The 19,795-nt window shown below is 62.1% G+C and carries 25 protein-coding genes and 2 tRNA genes; 17 read left to right on the top strand and 10 right to left on the bottom strand.

Annotation, left to right across the window (positions count from 1 at the left end; all coding sequences use genetic code 11):
• Positions 1-224 precede the first annotated feature (224 nt).
• From infA to G4223_RS01990, 11 genes are all read left to right on the top strand, one after another.
• On the top strand, positions 225-443 hold the full coding sequence (gene infA, locus G4223_RS02040; protein ID WP_163674295.1) for a translation initiation factor IF-1: 219 nt from the start codon (positions 225-227) through the stop codon (positions 441-443).
• Positions 443-1,039 (top strand): Maf family protein, encoded by a 597-nt coding sequence (locus tag G4223_RS02035; RefSeq protein WP_205762325.1) that lies wholly within the window; start codon positions 443-445, stop codon positions 1,037-1,039. The genes infA and G4223_RS02035 overlap by 1 nt, the downstream gene beginning before the upstream one ends.
• Positions 1,029-2,342 carry a ribonuclease E/G gene (locus G4223_RS02030; protein ID WP_163674292.1) on the top strand — a complete coding sequence of 438 codons (1,314 nt, stop codon included), beginning with the start codon at positions 1,029-1,031 and terminating at the stop codon, positions 2,340-2,342. Before G4223_RS02035 ends, G4223_RS02030 begins: the two co-directional genes overlap by 11 nt.
• Positions 2,339-2,524, top strand: coding sequence for a DNA gyrase inhibitor YacG (locus tag G4223_RS02025; protein ID WP_163674289.1), 186 nt, complete (start codon positions 2,339-2,341; stop codon positions 2,522-2,524). The genes G4223_RS02030 and G4223_RS02025 overlap by 4 nt, the downstream gene beginning before the upstream one ends.
• Positions 2,521-3,222 carry an AzlC family ABC transporter permease gene (locus tag G4223_RS02020; protein ID WP_163674286.1) on the top strand — a complete coding sequence of 234 codons (702 nt, stop codon included), beginning with the start codon at positions 2,521-2,523 and terminating at the stop codon, positions 3,220-3,222. The genes G4223_RS02025 and G4223_RS02020 overlap by 4 nt, the downstream gene beginning before the upstream one ends.
• A complete protein-coding gene (locus tag G4223_RS02015; RefSeq protein ID WP_163674283.1) occupies positions 3,212-3,556 on the top strand; it encodes an AzlD domain-containing protein in 345 nt (114 codons plus the stop codon). Before G4223_RS02020 ends, G4223_RS02015 begins: the two co-directional genes overlap by 11 nt.
• A gap of 97 nt (positions 3,557-3,653) precedes the next feature.
• Positions 3,654-3,729: transfer RNA gene (locus tag G4223_RS02010), tRNA-Phe, on the top strand.
• Positions 3,730-3,966: 237 nt separating this feature from the next.
• Entirely contained in the window at positions 3,967-4,407 is a 441-nt protein-coding gene (locus G4223_RS02005) for a hypothetical protein (protein ID WP_163674280.1), read from the top strand.
• The gene (locus tag G4223_RS19830) at positions 4,334-4,747 is read left to right on the top strand and encodes a helix-turn-helix transcriptional regulator (RefSeq protein WP_241003899.1); all 414 of its coding nucleotides are present in this window, start codon (positions 4,334-4,336) and stop codon (positions 4,745-4,747) included. Before G4223_RS02005 ends, G4223_RS19830 begins: the two co-directional genes overlap by 74 nt.
• A gap of 130 nt (positions 4,748-4,877) precedes the next feature.
• Positions 4,878-5,993 carry a GmrSD restriction endonuclease domain-containing protein gene (locus tag G4223_RS01995; protein ID WP_163674277.1) on the top strand — a complete coding sequence of 372 codons (1,116 nt, stop codon included), beginning with the start codon at positions 4,878-4,880 and terminating at the stop codon, positions 5,991-5,993.
• Position 5,994: 1 nt separating this feature from the next.
• Positions 5,995-6,459, top strand: a complete 465-nt coding sequence (locus tag G4223_RS01990) for a HEPN domain-containing protein (RefSeq protein ID WP_163674274.1) — start codon at positions 5,995-5,997, stop codon at positions 6,457-6,459.
• On the opposite strand, the gene G4223_RS01985 is transcribed toward G4223_RS01990, so the two are convergent.
• Together G4223_RS01985 and G4223_RS20330 are read right to left on the bottom strand one after the other, a co-directional pair.
• A complete protein-coding gene (locus G4223_RS01985; protein ID WP_338086799.1) occupies positions 6,398-7,171 on the bottom strand; it encodes a hypothetical protein in 774 nt (257 codons plus the stop codon). The genes G4223_RS01990 and G4223_RS01985 overlap by 62 nt on opposite strands.
• A gap of 9 nt (positions 7,172-7,180) precedes the next feature.
• Positions 7,181-7,477, bottom strand: coding sequence for a RepB family plasmid replication initiator protein (locus tag G4223_RS20330; protein WP_163674268.1), 297 nt, complete (start codon positions 7,475-7,477; stop codon positions 7,181-7,183).
• A gap of 167 nt (positions 7,478-7,644) precedes the next feature.
• Between G4223_RS20330 and G4223_RS01975 the strand changes: the two genes are divergently transcribed.
• The gene (locus G4223_RS01975; RefSeq protein WP_163674031.1) at positions 7,645-7,785 is read left to right on the top strand and encodes a hypothetical protein; all 141 of its coding nucleotides are present in this window, start codon (positions 7,645-7,647) and stop codon (positions 7,783-7,785) included.
• Positions 7,786-7,849: 64 nt separating this feature from the next.
• Complete coding sequence (locus tag G4223_RS01970) at positions 7,850-8,029, top strand: helix-turn-helix transcriptional regulator (protein ID WP_163674265.1); 180 nt, start codon at positions 7,850-7,852, stop codon at positions 8,027-8,029.
• Between the two features lie 125 nt (positions 8,030-8,154).
• Here the strand turns inward: G4223_RS01970 and G4223_RS01965 are convergent.
• The 6 genes from G4223_RS01965 to G4223_RS01940 form a co-directional block, all read right to left on the bottom strand.
• Positions 8,155-8,228, bottom strand: a tRNA-Gly gene (locus tag G4223_RS01965).
• A gap of 818 nt (positions 8,229-9,046) precedes the next feature.
• Positions 9,047-9,466 carry an alternative ribosome rescue aminoacyl-tRNA hydrolase ArfB gene (arfB, locus tag G4223_RS01960; protein WP_163674262.1) on the bottom strand — a complete coding sequence of 140 codons (420 nt, stop codon included), beginning with the start codon at positions 9,464-9,466 and terminating at the stop codon, positions 9,047-9,049.
• A 110-nt stretch (positions 9,467-9,576) separates the two neighbouring features.
• Positions 9,577-10,965 (bottom strand): aminotransferase-like domain-containing protein, encoded by a 1,389-nt coding sequence (locus G4223_RS01955; RefSeq protein WP_163674259.1) that lies wholly within the window; start codon positions 10,963-10,965, stop codon positions 9,577-9,579.
• Positions 10,966-11,017: 52 nt separating this feature from the next.
• A complete protein-coding gene (gene ccoG / locus G4223_RS01950; protein ID WP_163674256.1) occupies positions 11,018-12,400 on the bottom strand; it encodes a cytochrome c oxidase accessory protein CcoG in 1,383 nt (460 codons plus the stop codon).
• Positions 12,401-12,486: 86 nt separating this feature from the next.
• Positions 12,487-13,878: a diguanylate cyclase gene (locus G4223_RS01945; protein ID WP_338086796.1), complete on the bottom strand. Its 1,392-nt coding sequence runs from the start codon at positions 13,876-13,878 to the stop codon at positions 12,487-12,489.
• Positions 13,869-14,993 (bottom strand): porin, encoded by a 1,125-nt coding sequence (locus G4223_RS01940; RefSeq protein WP_163674254.1) that lies wholly within the window; start codon positions 14,991-14,993, stop codon positions 13,869-13,871. The genes G4223_RS01945 and G4223_RS01940 overlap by 10 nt, the downstream gene beginning before the upstream one ends.
• 195 nt (positions 14,994-15,188) lie before the next feature.
• On the opposite strand from G4223_RS01940, the gene G4223_RS01935 reads away from it, so the two are divergent.
• Complete coding sequence (locus tag G4223_RS01935) at positions 15,189-15,551, top strand: hypothetical protein (protein WP_163674251.1); 363 nt, start codon at positions 15,189-15,191, stop codon at positions 15,549-15,551.
• A gap of 57 nt (positions 15,552-15,608) precedes the next feature.
• On the opposite strand, the gene G4223_RS01930 is transcribed toward G4223_RS01935, so the two are convergent.
• Positions 15,609-16,346, bottom strand: coding sequence for a DUF6125 family protein (locus tag G4223_RS01930; protein WP_163674248.1), 738 nt, complete (start codon positions 16,344-16,346; stop codon positions 15,609-15,611).
• A gap of 134 nt (positions 16,347-16,480) precedes the next feature.
• Between G4223_RS01930 and G4223_RS01925 the strand changes: the two genes are divergently transcribed.
• The 3 genes from G4223_RS01925 to modC are packed head-to-tail and all read left to right on the top strand — an operon-like array spanning position 16,481 to position 18,655.
• The gene (locus G4223_RS01925) at positions 16,481-16,882 is read left to right on the top strand and encodes a winged helix-turn-helix domain-containing protein (protein ID WP_163674245.1); all 402 of its coding nucleotides are present in this window, start codon (positions 16,481-16,483) and stop codon (positions 16,880-16,882) included.
• The gene (gene modB, locus G4223_RS01920) at positions 16,870-17,562 is read left to right on the top strand and encodes a molybdate ABC transporter permease subunit (RefSeq protein ID WP_163674242.1); all 693 of its coding nucleotides are present in this window, start codon (positions 16,870-16,872) and stop codon (positions 17,560-17,562) included. Before G4223_RS01925 ends, modB begins: the two co-directional genes overlap by 13 nt.
• Before the next feature lie 4 nt (positions 17,563-17,566).
• The gene (gene modC / locus G4223_RS01915; RefSeq protein ID WP_163674241.1) at positions 17,567-18,655 is read left to right on the top strand and encodes a molybdenum ABC transporter ATP-binding protein; all 1,089 of its coding nucleotides are present in this window, start codon (positions 17,567-17,569) and stop codon (positions 18,653-18,655) included.
• Between the two features lie 153 nt (positions 18,656-18,808).
• On the opposite strand, the gene G4223_RS01910 is transcribed toward modC, so the two are convergent.
• Complete coding sequence (locus tag G4223_RS01910) at positions 18,809-19,765, bottom strand: OmpA family protein (protein ID WP_163674238.1); 957 nt, start codon at positions 19,763-19,765, stop codon at positions 18,809-18,811.
• Positions 19,766-19,795: the final 30 nt, after the last annotated feature.

Raw genomic sequence — 19,795 nt, 5'->3', positions numbered from 1 at the left:
GTTCGCCGTGGGTGATGTCTCATCACCTCTGGCAGGTCGGAATCCTGGCACGGCGTGGCGTCGATGATAGTCAGCATGCTGTAGGTGAAAACGCCGGAGTATTGCCGGGCAACGTTCCAGGTCTCTGTCGCGGGAATGGAAAATCCCCTGAAATCGCTTGACCTTACGGTCTCGAACGCTCACTTTTCGCGCGATTCCTCAAGCTTCAGCCGATGGAAGGAAAGATGGCCAAAGAGGACGTGATCGAGTTCTCGGGTACGGTGGTCGAACTGCTGCCCAATGCGATGTTCCGCGTCAAGCTCGACAATGAGATCGAGATTCTTGCCCACACTTCAGGCAAGATGCGCAAGAATCGCATCCGCGTGCTGGCGGGCGACCGGGTCAACGTTGAGATGACCCCCTATGACCTGACCAAGGGGCGCATTACATTTCGATTCAAGTGATGACGGGAGAACCCGTCGAGATCGCGGAACTGATCCTGGCTTCCGCCTCTCCACGCCGTCTGGATCTGCTGCGACAGATCGGCATTGTCCCTGGTGCCGTCGATCCCGCCGAACTGGACGAAACACCGAAAAAAGGCGAACTGCCGTTGCCTCACGCCATGCGTTTGGCCGAGGAGAAGGCTCGCGCCGTGGCGGCGCGCCATCCCGGCAAGTTCGTCCTGGCGGCTGACACGGTGGTCGCCTGTGGCCGCCGCATCCTGCCCAAGGCCGAGGACGAGCGAACCGCCAAACGCTGCCTGTCGCTGTTGTCGGGGCGGCGCCATCGCGTCCATGGCGGCATCGCGTTGCTGACGCCCGAGGGGTATCTTCACACCCGCTCCGTCACCACCATCGTCACCTTCAAGAGCCTGGATCACGGCGAAATCGCCGCCTATCTGGCTTCGGGCGAATGGCACGGCAAGGCCGGCGGCTACGCCATCCAGGGATCGGCGGCGGCGCTGGTGCGCTATCTGGGTGGGTCCTATTCCAACGTGGTCGGCCTGGCGCTGTTCGAGACCGCGCAACTGTTCAAGGGTGTCGGGCTTCATGGCCACTGAAATCTTGATGTCGTGGGGGCCGGGGGAAACCCGGATCGCCCTGGTGCGTGACGGCCGTCTGGCCGATCTGGTGTTGGCCCGGCCGGAATTGATGGCCGGTGCCGTGGTGCTGGGCCGGGTGGTCGAGGTGGCGCCCAAGCTGGGGGCGGTGTTCGTCGACATCGGCCAGGACCAGCCGGCTTTCCTGCATGCCAAGGGGGTGCCCCAGGGATCGCTGGTGCTGGCCCAGGTCAAGGCCGACCCCCAGGGCGGCAAGGGGGCGGCGTTGACCGCCGACATTTCGCTGAACGGCCGCGTTCTGACCTATACCCCTGGCCATCCGGGCCTTGCGGTGTCGCGCAAGCTGTCCGACGAAAAGCGCGAACGCCTGTTGGAACGTTTGGAACCGTTGATGGAACCGGACGAGGGGGTGGTGCTGCGGACTCATGCCAGCACGGCCGCCGATGGCGTGCTGGAGGCCGAGTTGCTGTCGTTGCGCGCGACGTGGGCGGCGATCGGGGACGCCGCGGAAAGCGAGCGGGCGCCGGCGGTGTTGTGGCGCCCCGATCCGTTGCTCCGGCTGCTGGCCGACAATCCCGGCGTTGGGCGGGTGCTGGTGGACGACCCGGTGTTGCTGCCGGCCGCCAGGGCGGTGTTCGACGGTCCAGTCGAGCATTACCGCGACGGACCGCTGTTCGACCTTCACGATGTCGAGGACGCCATCGCCGCCGCCCTGGACCCGGTGGTCCCACTGGTTTGCGGCGGGCGTGTCACCATCGAGCAGACGGCGGCCTTGACCGCCATCGACGTGGATTCCGGCGGCGCCTCGGGGATCGAGGCCAACACCCAGGCGGTGGCGGTGATCGCTCGCCAGTTGCGGCTGCGCAATATTGCCGGTCAGATCGTCGTCGATTTCGTCACCACCGGCAAGGGCAAGGGGGCGCTGTTCAAGCTGGTGGCCTCGTTGAAGCAAGCGGTGACCCGCGATTCGGTCGCCACCCACGTTATCGGCGTCACGCCGCTGGGATTGGTCGAGATGACCCGCGAGCGCAAGGGACCGTCGCTGGCCGAGTTGACCCAGGAACGCAACCACGGCCCCTGCGCCGATTCCATGGCGCTCGAGGCGCTGCGCCGGGTTCTGTCGGCACAGCGGGGGCGTCCTGGCCGGGTTCTGTCCCTGGTGGTGGCGCCCGACGTGGCGGCGGCGCTTTATAACCGCCCGACGGCGGTGGCCGAGGCCGGGGAACGTCTGGGCTATGCCTTGTCGGTCCGGGCCGAGGCGGGGCGGGCCCGTGCCGACATCGGCGTCGAGGACAAGCCATGAGCAAGCCGGCGGCCAATTCCAACAAGCCGTGCCCCATCTGCGGCAAGCCGGCGGCGGAAACGTTCAAGCCGTTCTGTTCGGCACGCTGTGCCGACATCGATCTGCACCGGTGGCTGGGTGGGGTCTATCGGGTTGAAACCGAGGAGACGGGCGACGGCGACGACGGCGAAGGCCGGCAATGACCGCTCAGGCGGGGTTCCGGCGTGGTTTGTGGGACGGAATCTCGCTGGTGGTGGGATATTTCTCCATCGCCCTGTCGTTCGGTCTGCTGGCCGTCCGTCTCGGTTTTTCTCCACTTGAGGCGCAAATGGTCTCGGCCGTGGTCTATGCCGGGGCCAGCCAGTTCGCCTTGGTGTCGTTGTTGGCCGTGGGAGCCTCGGCGTGGTCGGTGGCCGGGGTGGTGGTGGCCATGAACCTGCGCCATCTGTTCTATGGTCCGGCCTTGCTGTCGCGGATGCCGGCCGATGGCCCGCGTCTGCCACGCCCGCTTCTGGCCTTTGGCATGACTGACGAAGTGTTCGCGCTGGCTTCGGCCAGCCTGACACGTGCCCATGGCGATCGCTGGCTGTTCGGGGTTCAGATGGCGGCCTATGGCGCATGGCTGGCCGGAACCGCCGCGGGGGCTTTCGCCAGCCGTTGGGATGTGGCTCGTTTGCCGGCGGTGGACGCCGCTTTGGCCTTCGTGCTGCCGGCTCTGTTCCTGGCTCTGTTGTTGCCGATGCTGACCCGTCGCCACGTCCTGTCGCTGGTGGTCGCTGGTGGAACGGCGTTGATGCTGGCGGGATGGCTGCCCGGCCATGTGACCATGCTTGTCGCCATGGTGGCGGGGGCTGCGGTGGCGGCCCTACGGCCGCAAGGCGGAGGTGACGATGCGGACTGAGCTGTTGCTGGCCGCTGTCGCAGGTGGGGTAGGGACCTATCTGATCCGTTTCCTGCCCATGCTGGCCGGCGACCGTCTGGCGGCCCTGAGCGGGAAGGGGCGGTCGCGCCGTTTCCTGTTGGCGTTGGGACCATCGGCCATCGTGGCCTTGCTGGTCTTGTCGGCACGCGACCTGATCGTGGCCGATGGCGACACGCTGTCCCTTCCTTTTGGGGTGTTGGCGGCTGGTGCGGCGGTGGTCGTTCTCGTGCAGCGGCTGACCCACAACCCGGCCCTGGCGACCTTGGCGGGGGCGCTGGCGGTGGGCCTGGGACAGGCTTTGAATTTTTCCTGAAAAAAATGCGGTCCCCCTCTTGCCAGCCTCAGGAAATCCCGTTATAAGCGCCTCCTCTTCGCCGCGAGGGCAACTTACCAACCTCGCTTCGCGGTGTGCCCAGGTAGCTCAGTTGGTAGAGCATGCGACTGAAAATCGCAGTGTCGGTGGTTCGATTCCGCCCCTGGGCACCATCTAAGGCCCTGAAACCAAACCGGTTTCAGGGCCTTTCCATTTCAAGCGGTATCCCGCATCCCCCTTCTAGGTAACATCCCAGGTAACAACCGGCTTTTGGCCGCAGAAACGAAAAATATTTTTCGTTTCCGGGGTGGCGCATGGGCAAAAAGCGCAAGGCGTGAATATGTAGTGCCCTCGACACCCTTTAATCGGTCATCTAGCCTGGAAGCGTGGTGGCTTTTTTTGGGGGGCGGATGTCTAAGTCCATTTGGCGTGATTTTGCCTTGGCCGTGTTGAGCGGTGTTTTGGCTTCCTTGCTATCCCTCGTCATCTGGACGTGGAAGGAGGCAAGAGACAAAGAGGCTGAGATTTCTTGCCCGATCCTCCAGGATGTGCGCGTTGTCGAGAAAACGATTGCCGCGCTCCGGCGTGGGGAACTGATCGAAGATCAGAATTGGCCGATTCTTCCTGTTTTGGGGAACATTCACCCGATGATCGCCCTCGTACCGGCTGATCTGCGCCCTAAGGTGCTGGAATTACAAGACAGGTGGCTAAATCTGCGCTCCGCCAATCTGAATCGAGTTTTGCGGGGGGATGAGCCGCCGCCGCAAGGTGGGGACTATGTTGGTATCGGCGATGCACAACAGCTCTCTCAAGCCCTTGCCGCCGCTCTATCGAGCCGATGCGATCAATGATGTTTTCTTTTCTCGTCTCGACATCCTCCAGGTGGTGGCGGTAGCCTTCACGGGCCTACCGGTGCGGCTATTTCAAACCGAGGCATCGCGATGCCTCCCGAAAGGGAGAAATCCGATGTTTCAGTACGAAAAGCGGCTCGTGTCGAAAAAGGAGCTGAAGAGCGTTTGCGGCATCCCGTACACGCCCCAGCACATCGGGCGATTGGAAGCGGCGGGGAAATTTCCCAAGCGGGTAAATCTCGGGCCGGGTCGGGTCGCATGGGTGTTGGCTGAGGTGGATGCGTGGCTGCGCGAGCGTATCGCCGAACGCGATACACCCTCTCACGATCCTTCCTTTTGACGGGGCTGGGCTGGTCGGTGTGCACAACCGGCCAGCCCAATTATGTTTTCAGCGTCTTGCCAAATGTGATGCGCGCTGCTCTACTAACAGTCATTTCAGTGAACAGCTTTTGCTTCCTATGGAGGACTTTGTGACTCAAGCCAACGCCGCCGACACTATTCGCGATGATGACGTATCCAAAGATGAATACGAGCTGGCACTTGAAGAAGGCATTGAGGACGAGTCTCTTTTAGAAAATCCCGGTCTTAGGAAGTTTTCCATTAACAGTTATGGGGCTGATTACACTGTTGATTCGCTCGTAAAGAGGATGCGCGGCGGTGCTTTTAAGGTTCCGGAGTTCCAGCGCCGTTATGTTTGGAGTCTTAAGCATGCATCTAGATTTATAGAATCGCTACTGATGGGACTACCTGTTCCGGGAGTTTTTCTATACAAAGAATCTGAAACTAATGAACACTTGGTTATCGATGGGCAGCAGAGATTAAGAACTCTTCAAGCCTATTATGATGGCCTTTTTAATGATAAAAAATTCCGCTTGTCGGGAGTGAGGGAGCCTTGGAATGGAAAATCCTATTCCGAGCTCGATATGGCTGATGTATTGAAGCTTGATGACTCAATTGTTCACGCAACAATTTTTCAGCAAGATCAGCCGCAAGATGTGCTTGATAGCATATATTTTGTTTTTGAGCGGATTAACACCGGTGGGATTCGCTTGTCTCCACAGGAAATAAGAAACTGCGTTAATCTCGGCCCGTTTATTTTAATGGCAAAACGACTCAACAGTAATGTTGCCTGGAGGCGTGTTTTTGGTTCAGTTAATAACAGAGCAAAGGATGAGGAGCTGATTGTTAGGTTTTTGGCATTTTATGCGTCTGGAGATACGTATAGCAGGCCAATGAATAAATTTTTGAATGACTTTTCTGCGCGAATTAATAGGTCAAATAAGGATGATTTGGATGTGTTGGGGCGCGTATTTTCTAATACGATAGAGGTGATTGATCGTGTCATTGGCCCAAGAGCATTTCGCCTTGTCCGGGCTCTAAATGCCGCTGTATTCGATTCGGTGATGGTCGGAGTGGCAAAAAGACTAGACCGTAGTGATCCCATCAATGATAGCAAACTTGAATTTGCTTACGACTCTCTAATTGCTAATGATGAATTTAAGCAGGCTTGTGAGCAGTCCACATCACTGGAAGATAATGTAAGAAAGCGCCTTATGTTGGCGGTTGAAGCATTTTCGGGAGTTTAAGATGAGGTTTGCTATCGAATCTCGCGTCAAAAAGCTTGATAGTTTTTTCTCGCGAGCGGGGGCGAACAGTGTTGACGATGAAATTCGAGCAGATATGGCAAAATTCGGTGCCATATTAATATGTGGTTTTGTGGAGCGTTCTGTTGAGATAATCGTTCTTGAAAGACTGTCTGGGCGTGCCCACCCGAGAATTACAAAATTCATACAGTCGTATTTTAAAAAGGGAACGAATTATTCGTGCGAACAAATAAAGCAGCTGCTTGAGAAGTTTGATGTAAATTGGTCAAGAAATTTCAAAGTTTTTATGGATGAAAATGGAATGGTTGTTGATCAGCTTGATTCCGCGTACACACTCAGAAATTCTGTTGCACATGGCGGCGAACAGAATAGGGGGTTGGCAGGCGTTAGGGAATTGTATTTAGCTGCAAAAGTTGTTGTAGATGGAGTTGTTTCATCAACGGTGTAGTTTTTTGTTTTATATCTGTCAGTAATAGAATTGCTTGCTTTCTTATTAAAGGGTCCAACCCCCACGTCTCCCCACCGGTAAACCGCTTCGCGACTATCGCCGGGACGGTGGCAGTGAGGTGTTCCCGGAAGCCCTGTTCCAGGGCTTCCCGTTCCTCCGGGGACAGTGAGTTGACATAGGCCATGATGGCGGCTTTTTCGTGGGCAGCGTCTGCCTTGCGTCCCTCCGCTGTCTTTGCCTCCAAGTCCAGGCGCTCCCGTTCGGCCTGCCGCTCGGTTTCGCGGGCCTGGGTTTGCTTCTGGGCAAATAGGGTGGGTTGCGGTCGCCAATCTTCTTCGATGGCCTTACGCAGCCATCCGGCGGGGTTTTCCACCGGCTCCTTGGCCTTGAGCTTGCGGGCCAAGGTCGTTGTCGCCCATTCCACCAATTCCGGCTCGTGCGTCTGGACAATGGCGCGGGCGGCGTCCTCGGTCATGCCGTGGGTGGTCAGGCGGGTGACGAGGCGGGCAAGGCGGGGATCGTCGCGCAGCGGGTCGGGTTTGTCGGCGCGGGCGTTGCGGGTGATGGTGAAGCGCAGCGCCGCCACCTTGCGGCCTTCCTTGATTTCCTCGTACTCGAAAGCGATGTCGGTCTTGGCGTTGATCTCGCGCCGCGCCATGTCCACCACGCGCACGCGAAAATCCTTGTAGAAGCGATAATCCCCCGCCCCGATGCCGCAAAATCACCGCAGATCGGCGATGGTGACAAGGCGGTGGCCGATGCCCTGGTATTGCTTCAACAGTTCATAGATGCGGATGGCATGGGCGCTTTTCATGCCGATGGCGTATTTCAGCGCCACGGTGGTGAAATTGCGCTTGAGGTCGAGCAGGTACGGCATGAGCGCGGGTGCAAGGCAGATTTCCACCATTCCCTCGTTCAAATAGTACTCGGCCGAGGCTATCCAGGTGGCCTGGACGATGACGTTGCGCCCGATGTCTTCCAGGTCGATCTCGCGCTTGCGCAGGCGCCCGGTGCCCATCAATGATGCGCCCTGCCCATTCCTCGGTTTCGCCGGCTTCCACCCACAAAGCCTGGATATCCTCCTTTCTGGCAAAGCCGGTGAGGAGATTTCGAAGCTCCAGGCCTTTACGGGTCGCCTTCAACCTGGTTGCACAAGCGATATGGTGCATCGCCCTGCCTAAGGCGGTGATCGAAGTTTCGGTCCAGGCGCCGAATGCGCGCCCGCCGACCCGCCACACCGAAGGCTGGCAGAAGGCCACCAACCTGTTCGTGGGCGGCAAGCGCAACAGCTACGCCGAAGACAGCCGGGTTGTCGCCAACTGGTGACAATGCCGGACATGGTGCCCCCGCTGGGAAACTGGCGGGGGTTTTCTCATTTCATGGAGACGCTATGGACATCCGCCCCACCTATCTCAGCCGTGAACAAGCCGCCGCCTTCCTGCACGTCCAGCCGAAGACACTTGCCAATTGGGCCAGCCAGGGCAAGGGGCCGAAGTTCAGGAAGCCCAGCGGCAAGCTGGTCCTGTACGCTATCGAAGACCTTCAGGCATGGGTGAATGGGGAGGCGTGAGCCTTCCCGCCCCTTCCCCTGAAATCCCGGTGACGAACGTACTATAGGCGTATTCATCACGGGGAAAGGTAGTCATCGCGCCTTGCGGCGCGTCACTAACTGTTTGATTTTTAAGGGGAAAGGCTTGGAGCGGGTGAAGGGAATCGAACCCTCGTCGTAAGCTTGGGAAGCTTCTGCTCTACCATTGAGCTACACCCGCGTCCGCTGGGAGTTGGCGGAAAACTGCCATTCCCACGATGGGACCGGCATTATGCCAGAACCCCGTTTTTAGGCAAGTACGGCGTTCGGAGTGGCAGCTTTTGCCCAGCTTCCGCCGAGGGTTCGCTTCCCTTCACCCACCCCAAAAGTGGCAGGATGCCGGTTCCGGCCACGCTGGGCATAACCGACTGCGGAACTGTGCCAAATTTCCCGAAAGTGGCCCCCGTGCTTGTGGAACAGGGCGGAAACTTATGGGCACGACCCAACGCAGAGGTGCCTACGATCCAGTCGCACACAGTTCACGGCTGATCGTGAGCAGAAGCCTTTCAGCATTGTGCAGGCGGTGAAATCCCGCCAGTCATGAAGCTGTATGATAGGCCTTGACGGCGATGCCAGGCTGAACCGGCGCAGGTGATATCCACCCCGCGTTCGCAGCGGGAGCCATTGACCGTATGGCCCGCCCCGTCCGCAAGTGGTTTGATGCTCCGGCTTCGATCAGTCTGCTTCAACGTATCCGGCCTCGGAGCGATGCCCCCGGCCAAGATGGAGATCCGTGCAGCCCGGTCCTCATAATCACACCGGCCTCGAAGGCCGTTCAATGGGCCCGGTTTCCGTGCTGCCGTTCGACTGTCAGGCCATCTGTTTCCACCACCCGCAGACACCAGCGACCTGCCCCGCCGCATTCTGTCCGGCCACGCTGCAAGAATTCTTGCCCAGATCGATCCCAAGAACCACGATATCCATCGGTCCGCTCCTCTCCCTCTCTCAAAGCTCAGCGATCTTACCCGATCGTTTCGAGAGGCGCGGGCCAGCCCATACCTAATCCAGGCGCTCTGACCGCAGGCGCTTTGTCGCCGAGTGCTTGGATTTGCTATCCAGCCGGCGGGTTTGCGATCCCTTGGTGGGCTTGGTCGGGCGGCGCACTGGCGGCGGTGGGGCGGCGGCGTCGCGCAGCATATCGATCAGGCGCTCCAGCGCGTCGGCGCGGTTGCGCTCCTGGGTGCGGTGGCGCTGGGCGATGATGATCAGCACCCCGTCTTGGGTCATGCGGCCACCGGCGATGGCGACCATCCGCTCCTTGACCCTGTCCGGCAGGGAAGGGGAGTTCCGCACGTCGAACCGCAGTTGAACTGCGGTGGCCAATTTATTTACATTCTGGCCCCCTGGCCCGGACGAACGGACGAAGCTCTCCTCCAGTTCCTTCTCGTCGATGCTGATGCGATGGGTGATGCGGATCATCCGGCTTTATATCGACGCTGGCGCCCCTTCGTCCACTGGTCGGTGAAGCGCTATTGGTAGACGGGCAAGGGAGGGGACCTCATTTGCTACCTACTGATCGCAGGGCTCGTTCAGATCACCGAGCGCGTCAGGGCCGGTGCCTGATCCAGCAACTCGGCCAGCAATTCCAGGGTGCGGCGGGTTTCGTCGGCGCCGTTCAGGGTGCCCAGGCACAGGCGCGCCCCCTGCGGCGCGTCGTCCGTGGCGGCGAAAGCGTCTGTGCCGGCGGCGATCAGGCGGGCGGCGCGCAAGGCGTCGGCGAACTCGGTGGGGCGCCAGCCGGCGGGCAGGGGAAGCCACAAGTGGAAGGCGCCGTCGGCCGTGCGGAAACTGTCGGCGGGCAGGATGTCGCGGGCGATGCCCTGGCGAATGCGGGCCTCGGCGCGGATGGCGTGCAAAAGGGCGTCGGCCAGTCCCGAAGCGATCCAGCGGGTGGCCAGCCGTGTGGTGACCGGGCACGCCGCCATGGATGTCGCCCGCAAGGCCGCCGTCGCCCGCAACGCCAGACGGCGGTCGGGAACGGCCAGATAGGCGACCCGCAACCCCGGCGCCAGGCATTTGGCCAGGCCGGCGACATGATAGGTCAGGTCGGGTGCCAGCGCCGCCAGAGGCGGCGGCGACTGTGGCGCAAGCATGCCATAGGCGTCGTCCTCGACGATGACGACGCCGAAATGCCGGGCGATGGCGGCGATCTCGACGCGGCGGGCCTCGCTCCAGGTGACGGTGGTGGGGTTGTGCAGGGTCGGGTTGCAATAAAGCACCCTGGCGCCCAGGGTTTCGCAGGCGGCGCGGAAGGCGTCGGGTCGCAAGCCCTGGTCGTCCATGGCGACCCCCGCCAGTTTCAGACCGAGATGGGCGGCCAGGGATTTGGCGCCGGGATAGGTCAGCGCCTCGCACAGCACGGTGTCGCCCGGCCGCGCCAGCGACGAGAACAGCGCCAGCAACGCCCCTTGGGCGCCGGGACAGACCAGGACACGCTCTTGGTCCAGTCCTTCAAGGCGGCGGTTCAGCCAGGTGATGCCGGCGGCGCGGTCTTCCCCGGCCCCAGCGGTGGTGCCATAACCGAACATTATTCGCGGCGGGATGTCGGCGGCGCACTCCGCCATCTCGCGCCGCATGCGTTCCAGCATCTTGGAATCGGCGGGAATCGGCGGGGCATTCATGCTCATGTCGATGGCCGTCGCCGGTGCCGTCTCGGCGGCCGGCGGGGCGGCGCAGACAAAGGTTCCCTGTCCGACCCGCCCGACCACCAGTCCCCGCCGCCGGGCTTCGCCATAGGCGCGTGACACGGTGGTGAAGTCCAGTCCCAGCCGCTCGGCCAGGGTTCGCACGGGAGGCAGGCGGGTGCCGGGAGACAGCACGCCATTGTCGCGGTCGGCGGCAATGGCGTCGGCAATGGCCTGGTAGATGGGTTTGCCGTCGCCATTCAGCCGTGGCGTCCACCCTTTGCCCGAATCCATTGCCTGCCGTCCTGCCTTTCCGATTGCCGGGGGGATTATGTCAGGCTGTCCGTCACCGCGCCACTCCACCGGCGAAGAAGGTCTGCGCCTCGGTCCACTCGCCGGTTTCGGTGTCGGTCAGACGCACCCGCAAGGCAGCGCTGTCACCGGGAACGGATCGGGCCGGAACCCGGATTCCCAGTCGAAAGGTGGTGACGTCGTCGGCCGTGGTCCGAATTCGGTCCTGGTCGGCGGTGGCGCCGTCAAGCCCGGACAGACTGAGGCGCAGGTCGCGTTCGCGTCGCTCCCGGTTGATCACCTTGACGGTGTAGTCGTTGCGGGTCGAGCCGTCGGCCAGGGTCACGAACAACGGCGACCGTTCGTGCAAGAGGTTGAGTTCCAGCATGTTGCGCCGGCCGCCGGCCACCACCATGCAGGCGATCACCACCGCCATCAGGCCGGCATAGAGCAGCACGCGGGGGCGGTGGAACCATGGCTTCGGGATCTGCGCCTTCCATCCCACCAGACCGGAAGGCAGTCCGAAACGCGCCATCACCCCGTCACAGGCGTCGGCACACAGACCGCAGCCGATGCATTCCATCTGCAATCCCTCGCGGATGTCGATGCCGGTGGGGCAGACCTGAAGACACAGGCGGCAATCGACGCAATGGCCGCGTCCCTTCATGTCCTGGCCGATTCGTGCCTGGCCACGGGTTTCGCCACGGGCGCGGTCGTATTCCACCATGACGGTGTGGTGGTCCAGCATGGCGCCCTGGATGCGTGGCCATGGGCACATCCAGAAACACATCTGTTCGCGCGCCCAACCCGCCAGCAAATAGGTGGACAGCGTGAAGAAAAGCACGAACCCGAGCAAGGTGACGCTGGCCGTGCCGCTTGTCAGGGCGGTCAACGCGGTGGGGGCGTCGGTGAAGAAGACGACGAAGGATAGGGCGGTGGCGGCGGACACCGTCAGCCACAGGGCGTGGGTGATTCCCTTTTTTACCGCCTTGCCGAACGAAAGCGGCATGCGCTCAAGCCTGAGGCGGGCGTTGCGGTCGCCTTGTATGGAATTTTCTATCCATACAAATATATCCGTCCATACGGTTTGTGGGCAGGCGAAGCCACACCACATCCGTCCCCGTAAGGCGGTGACGAGGAACAATCCGAAGCTGGCGATGATCAGGATGGCGGTAAGGAAATAGAATTCCTGGGGCCAGATGGCGAGATCCAGGAAATAACCGCGCATGGCGGCGAAATCGAACAAAACGGCCTGATTCGGCATGCCGTGGCCGCGGTCCCAGCGCAGCCAGGGGACAATGGCCAACAGGCCCAGGATGGTCAGGTTGACCGCGTTCTTGCGGCGTCGGTTGGCCCCCGTGACCGTGCGTGGATGGATGGTGGGGCGATGGGCGTACAGACCGCCAGGAGCCTGGGATTGGTTGGCAAGATGGTTCACGGAAACGCCTCCGGCATTGTGTGCCGGAATTGTATGTCCTTAAATTTCACGGAATGCAATAATGTATGTAGATTGATTGCGGAAAGTTATTGCCTGTCGGTCGCGGCCCGTGCCTGGACCCGGTCACGGCCGCCGTTCTTGGCCTGGTACAAGGCTTGGTCCGTGCGGTTCAGCAAGGAATCGACGGTGTCGCTTTCGGACAATTCGGCGACGCCGGCGCTCACGGTATGGCGGCGGGTGGTCTGGAAATCATGCTCCCGCACCGCCCGGCACAACCGTTCGGCCAGGATGGCCGCCTGTTCCAAATTGGTTTCCGGGCACAGCACCAGGAATTCCTCGCCGCCCCAGCGGCCGACCACGTCCTGGGTGCGGACGGTGGCTCGTGCGATGGCGGCGAACTGCACCAGAACCGTGTCGCCGGTCAGGTGGCCCAATTCGTCGTTGATGCGCTTGAAATGGTCAAGGTCGAACAGGATCGCCGAAAAGGCCGTGCCGTGGCGTCGGGCGCGCTGACACTCCTGTTCCAGGCGTTGGTTCAGGCATGCACGGTTGGCCAGAAGGGTCAGCGGGTCCGTCAGTGACAAGGCCAGAAGCTTGCGGTTCATGCCGCGCAGCCGTGACAGCCAGAACAGGCTGGTCAGCAAGGCGATCATGAAGGCGCCGACGATCTTGGCGATCAAGCCGTAATCGACGCCGTATTGGACGCTGATGGAAACGTGGCGGTTGGCGATGGCGTTGCGTTCGCTGGGGCTGATGTCGGCGACGCCTTTGTCCAGGATGTCGCGCAACAACGCCATGTCCTTGCGCACGCCGATACGCAGGTTGTTCTCGTATCCCGGTATCTCGCCCGAGACCTTGAGATTGAACCAGCCGTCCTTCTTGATGGTGTAGACCGCGACGATCATGGATCGCACGGTCATGTCCGCCTGTTTGTTGGACACCATGAAGAAGGCTTCCGCCTCGCTGTTGGTGGTGACCAGTTTCAGGCCGGGAAAGTCGCGGCGCACCATCTCCTCGATGAAGGTGCCGCGCGGCAGCACCATCACCTTGCCGGTTTCGTGGGCCAGGTCGTCGATATAGGGGTGGTCCTCGCGGGTGACGATGACGTTGCGGTCGGTGAACAGCGGCCGGGTGAAGCTCAGCCATTCCTCGCGCTTGGGGGATTTGTTGAGGAAGGACAGGAACTGGCAGCGCCCGTCTTGCGAGGCGGCGATGGAATCGCTCCAATCCTTGGTCGGCAACAAGGTCAGTTGGATGCCGGCCCGCTCGGCCGCCAGCCGCAACAGGTCGCCGGCGATGCCCTGGTGTTCGCCCTGGGGGGTGATCACTTCGTAAGGCGGCCAATCGGGATCGACGCAATAGGTAAAGGGGCCGTGCGATGCCACATAGGCACGCTCCGCCTCGGTCAGCCCGGCCGCTTGTGCCGGAACCGTTGCCCAGGCCATCACCATGGCCAAAAGCGCGGCGATCAGAACCACAGTCCAAGTCCGGTCATCAGGCTGGTACCGTCATTGTGGGCCGCGTGGTCGGTGTCTGGTCCTTCGTCGTCATAGGCGACATGGCCAAAGGCGGCCATCAGCGCCACGCCTTCCCCCAGTACGTACTTCCCTGAAATCTGCCAGACATCGATGCGGTCGTCAGCCGGATTGATCACCTCTCCCCGCACCGAGGAGTGGTAGTAGTCGAGGCTGAGCGCCCAAGGCCCGCGTTCCACCATGATGCCCATGTCCCACGAACGGCCGCTGTCGTCGGTGGCGATTCGTGCGCCGGGTCCGTAATCGTGGTGGTCGTCGCCCATCGACCCGCCGATGGTGACGCCGTCATAGGACAGTTGCAGGCCGGCGGAGAAGGCGCGGACGGTGGAGCCGCCGGCTGCGGAAGCCAACGAGCCGGTCAACAGACCCGAGGACGCGGCGACCGTCACCGGCCCGACCGTGCCGTTCCAACCCAGGCCCAGGGCATAGACCTCCGACGCGCGTGTCGGTTCGCGCCGGTCCTCGGCCAGGGCCGAGGGGGTGTAGGAGAGCGCGGCGGCGAGGCCGGCGAAGCTTGGGGTGAAATAAAGGACCTTGTCGGCGTTGTCGTCGTGGTCCAGTTCGGTTTGGTTACCGCTGTACATGGTGGATACCGCCGCCGGTCGGGCGACGTTGGTGTTGGCCATCAGCCCGACCGGCGGGCCGTTCCACAATCCCGCCGCCTCGGGTGCGGCCACATGCAACAGCGAGGCGGCGTTGTAGTCGGTGCCGGCCTCGATCTTGCCGAAGCCGCCCTCGATCCACACGAACGACTTGTCGATGGGATCGCTGCTCTGGCTGGTGTCGCCGCCGGCTTCGAGTTCGCTTTTGAAGCCCAGGATCAGGCCGTTGTCCAGGCGACCCGTTCCCAGGATGTGGATTTCGGCGTCGCCCTTGACGTCCATGGAATTGACGTCGGAACCGCTCGCCGCCAGATAGCCGGCATCGTTGGTGCCGCCCGACACCCACCATTTGGCATAGCCGCCAATCCGCAGCCGAACCGGTTCGGCCGCGGCGGATGAAATGCCCTGGGCCAGGGTCGCAAGACCGATCGCCGCGGTTGCCGCCAGCTTTTGCATCCTTCCAATGCTTCCTTCGCGTAAGAGGCCGCTATAATACAATGGTCATGATGCGGTCGGCCACTCACAGGTTGTGACACTTTGGAATGAACGCTGTGGTTGGATATACTCCGACCTCTCTTTCGATGATGGCTGGCTGTGGGGTATGGTGATGGCCAAGCCGGGGGTGGCCCCGGCTAAACAAGGAGGGGGCACATGTTGCGCAAGATCGCGGTGCTGGCGTCGATGGGGATGGTCGTCGCGGGAACGGCCTGGGCCCAGGCCAAGCAGGATTTCGACCTGGTCAACAAGACCGGCTATACCATCGACCAGGTGTTCGTGTCTCCGTCCGATGGGGACGATTGGGAAGAGGACGTGTTGGGCCAAGACGCCTTGGGCAACGGCCAGAAGATCCATATCCGCTTCCATCGTGCGGCCAAGACCTGCAAATGGGACATCAAGGTGGTCTATTCCGATGGCGAGGATGCGGAATGGGAGGATTTCAACCTGTGTGAAACCTCGAAGATCATCATCAAGTATGATCGCAAGACCGAGGAAACCTCGGCCGAATATGAATAAAGGCGGGGTTGCTGAAACAATGCGGGCCGGGGGAAACCCCGGCCCGTTTCGTTTGCGTCAGGCGGCGCCGTCTTCCTTGAGGCGGAAGCGCCAGGCGCAGAAATAATCGGCGGGATGCGGGTCGGGCGGGCAGGCGATGCATTCGCATTCGATCCGCTTGTCCACGGTGGCGGCGAAGGTGGAATATTCGACCACGCCGGCCGACTTGCAGGGATAGTCGGGCAGTCCCTTGCGCTGGCGGGCGTTTTGAACCCGACATTTAGTCATCTGCATGACCAGGGCGCCATCTTCCTCGAAGAACACTTTCTGTTCGTTGATGGCGCCGTACATGCGGTGCAGGAAGGTGCCGGCCAGGGCCTCCAGGCCACCGCTTTCGGGCAGTCCCTTGAGTTCCTTGATGCGCGCCGCCTCGAGCGGCGAAAAGCGGGACCAGCAGGCGTCGTTGATGGTCTTGGCGGCGTCCATGCCTTCACGGGTTTCCACCGCCTGGAACCACACGCCGTCCAGCGCCAGCCAGTTGACGGCCATGGCCTCCAGCAGCTTGGACAGCTTTTCCGACCCCAGCGCGGTCAACGCCGTCGGCATCCCGTTCTCGTCCTTGTCGGCCCCCAAGGTGGCGCACAGGCGGTCAATCATGATGGCGGTGGCGCGGTCGCCGGCGTCCTTTTCCATTTCAAGCGCACGGTCGATGCCGAACTTGTCGGCGGCACCAGAGAACCACAAGCCGTAATGGACGGCCATGCGGCGCACGGCGTCGATGACCGCTTGAGCAAGTTGCCGGGTGTCGTTTTCCATTTCCAGTATCCCTCTTGGACGTATCGGTTTCATTTTAGGGCACGCTTAAATACCACGAATATTGGCGTTGCAACAAATCTGGCGAGGGTCCGTTCAATCGCGTAGTATACGCAGCATATATAGCGAGAGGCGTGATGGCGCGGGACCTCAAGATCAGGATCAGGTTGTGTGCCTGGGCGGCGTTGGGGCCGGGCAAGGTGGCGCTGTTGCAGGCGGTGGGACGCCTTGGCTCGATCACCGCCGCCGCCAAGGACCAGGGTATGTCCTATCGCCGTGCCTGGTTCCTGTTGGATGAAATGAATCGCGCCTTGGCCGAGCCGGTGGTCGAGGCCAGCTTCGGCGGCGCCAAGGGCGGCGGTGCGCGGCTGACCCCCAGCGGCGTGGCCGTGGTCGAGCTTTATCGCCGCATCGAGGACAAGACGCGCGCTGCCGTCGCCGACGAACTGGCGGCGCTGAGCGCCATGCTGGCTCCCGAAGTCGAAGAAGAAGCCGAGGCCCAAGGGAAAGAGGAGGACGAGGGCGGATGTTCACCCTGACCCCGTTGGAGATCGAGGCGCTTCGTCTTTCATTGCTGGTGTCGGGGTGGGCCGTTGTCGGGTCGTTGCCGTTGGGCATAGCCTGCGCGTGGTTGCTGGCCCGGCGTGATTTTCCCGGAAAGTCCCTGTTCGACGGTTTGATCCACCTGCCGCTGGTGTTGCCGCCGGTGGTGGTCGGCTATGTTTTGCTGGTGGTGTTGGGGCGGCGTGGCGTGGTCGGTTCGGCGTTGCTCGACTGGTTCGGCATCACCTTGGCCTTCACCTGGAAAGGCGCGGCCATCGCCAGCGCGGTGATCTCTTTCCCGCTGATGGTCCGGGCCATCCGACTGTCGTTGGAAGGCGTCGACCGGGGTTTGGAACAGGCGGCCCGGACCTTGGGTTGCGGTCCCATGCGAACCTTCTTCACGGTCACGCTTCCGCTGGTGGCGCCGGGGGTGCTGACCGGGGTGATCCTGGCCTTTGCCCGCTCGTTGTCGGAATTCGGAGCCACCATCACCTTCGTTTCCAACATTCCCGGCGAGACCCGGACGCTTCCCATCGCCCTTTACGCCATGACCCAGATTCCCGGCACCGAGGTCGAGGCGCTTCGGCTGTGTGTCATCTCGGTGGCGGTGGCCTTCGCCGCGCTGATCGCTTCGGAAATCCTGTCGCGCCGGGTTCAGGCGCGGTTGAGGGGGTAGGCGCATGCTGGATATCTTGTTGCGCCGCCAGCAAGGCCCGTTCCTGGTGGATCTGGCGCTTGTCGCCGGATCGGGAACCACCGCCCTGTTCGGTCCGTCGGGATCGGGCAAAAGTTCGGTCATCAACATGGTTGCCGGGCTGTCGCGCCCCGACAGCGGTCACGTCACGGTCGAGGGCAAGGTTCTGTTCGACTCTTCGGCCAAGGTGGACGTGTCGCCCGAACGGCGCCGTCTGGGCTATGTGTTCCAGGACGCCCGGCTGTTCCCCCATCTGTCGGTTCACGGCAACCTGACCTTCGGCATGAACCGGCTGGCGGCGGCGGAACGCCGGATCGGCTTTGAGTCGGTGGTCGAGGTGTTGGGTATCGGTCATCTGTTGGATCGTCGCCCGGCCAAGCTGTCGGGTGGCGAGAAACAGCGCGTGGCCATCGGCCGGGCGTTGTTGGCCAGCCCGCGCATCTTGCTGATGGACGAACCGTTGGCCGCGTTGGATTCGTCGCGCAAGGCCGAATTGTTGCCCTTCATCGCCAAGCTGTCGCGCCAGTTCGCCATTCCTATCCTCTACGTCAGCCACTCCATGGACGAGGTTTTGCGTCTTGCCGACACGCTGGTCCTGATGGATGACGGCAAGGCGGCGGCGGTGGGGGCGGTCGAGGAGTTGTTGTCACGGACCGATCTCAGGCCGCTGACCGGGCGTTACGAGGCGGGGGCGGTGGTTCGCGCCACCATTGCCGGCCACGATTCCACCTATGGCGACACCATGCTGGCCTTTGCCGGCGGGGTGTTGCAGGTGGGAAAGACTGACTTGCCGGTGGGCACCAAGGTCCGCGTGCGTATCCATGCCCGCGACGTGGCCATCGCCGTCGACCCGCCATCGCGCATCAGCATGCGCAATGCCCTGCCGACGGTGGTCAAGTCGGTCACTCCCGCCGAGGACTGGCTGGTGGACGTGATGCTGGAATGTGGTGGCAGCGACATCTGGGCCCAGATCACCGCCAGCGCCCAGGCCAGTCTGGCGTTGCGGCCGGGCATGCATGTCACCGCCCTGATCAAGGCCGCGACCATCACCCGCGGCGATCTGGCGGAACAATAGCCGACACAGAAACGGTCTTGGTGACGGCGCGGCAAGGGCCGCTCCGTGACGTTTGCATGCCCTCGGCGGCAACGGCTGTGAGTTTTAAAAAAGCTTCGGCCAGCCTGGAGGGTTCTCCAGGCTGGCCGATTTCAGCTTCTGACCGCTGCCGGATTAGGGCAGGACGATCTCGACGCGGCGGTTCTGGGGCTCGCGGACGCCGTCCGGCGTGGCCACCAGCGGCTCGCTTTCGCCCTTGCCGATGACCGAGATCTGGTCGGCCGGGATGCCCAGCTTGACCAACTGGTCCTTGACGGCGTTGCCGCGCTTCAGCGACAGGGCCATGTTGTACTTGTCCGAACCCGAGCGGTCGGCGTGGCCGGTCAGGGCGACGCGGGCGACGTTGCCGCGCTTGGCGGCGGCGGCGGCCTGGTCGATGACCTTGGCGGCTTCAGGGGTGATGTTCGACTTGTTGAAGTCGAAGAACACCAGATACTGCTTCTGCACGGCGGCCGGCTTGGCAACCGGGGCCGGGGCCGGGGCGGCGACCGGAACCGGAGCGGGGGCCGGAGCGGCGACCGGGGCCGGCTTGGCGAACTTGTAGGTGAAGCCGACCATGATCGAGTGATTGTGGTAATCGGCGTCCTGGTTGTTCGGACCGAGGTCGGTGTCCAGGGTGGCGAAGTAGCGGTACTGAGCCTTCAGCGCCCAATTGGTGCTGAGGTCATAGGCCACGCCGGCCAAGCCCTGATAGGCGAACTGGTTGTCCGAGTTCTTGGAGCCGGCGGTGTTGAAGTCGCCGTCCAGCCAAGCCCAACCGATACCGGCACCGACGAAGGGATGCCACGAACTGTTGGGCATGAACTCGTAGATGCCGTTGACCATGGTGCTCCACGACGAGATGTCGTCGTTGTCACGGTAACCGACTTCGAACTCAGCCTTGGGGCCGCCGAAATTGTAACCGAACTGGGCGACACCCACGCCACCCCATTCGGAATCGGAACCGGTCACGCCCGGATCTTCCATATAGTTGGCGCCGGCATCGGCACCCAGGTACCACTGGGCGTTGGCAACGGCCGGGACCGCGACGGTCAGCGCGGCGGCGGCGATCAAAGACTTCATGGTGCGCATGTCTGCGGCCTTCCTTTAGGCTGGTTCGCA

This window comes from Magnetospirillum aberrantis SpK, from assembly GCF_011022235.1.
GTDB lineage: Bacteria > Pseudomonadota > Alphaproteobacteria > Rhodospirillales > Magnetospirillaceae > Magnetospirillum > Magnetospirillum aberrantis.
Note: the sequence above shows the minus strand (reverse complement) of the source record. Positions and strands in the feature narration are given on the sequence as shown.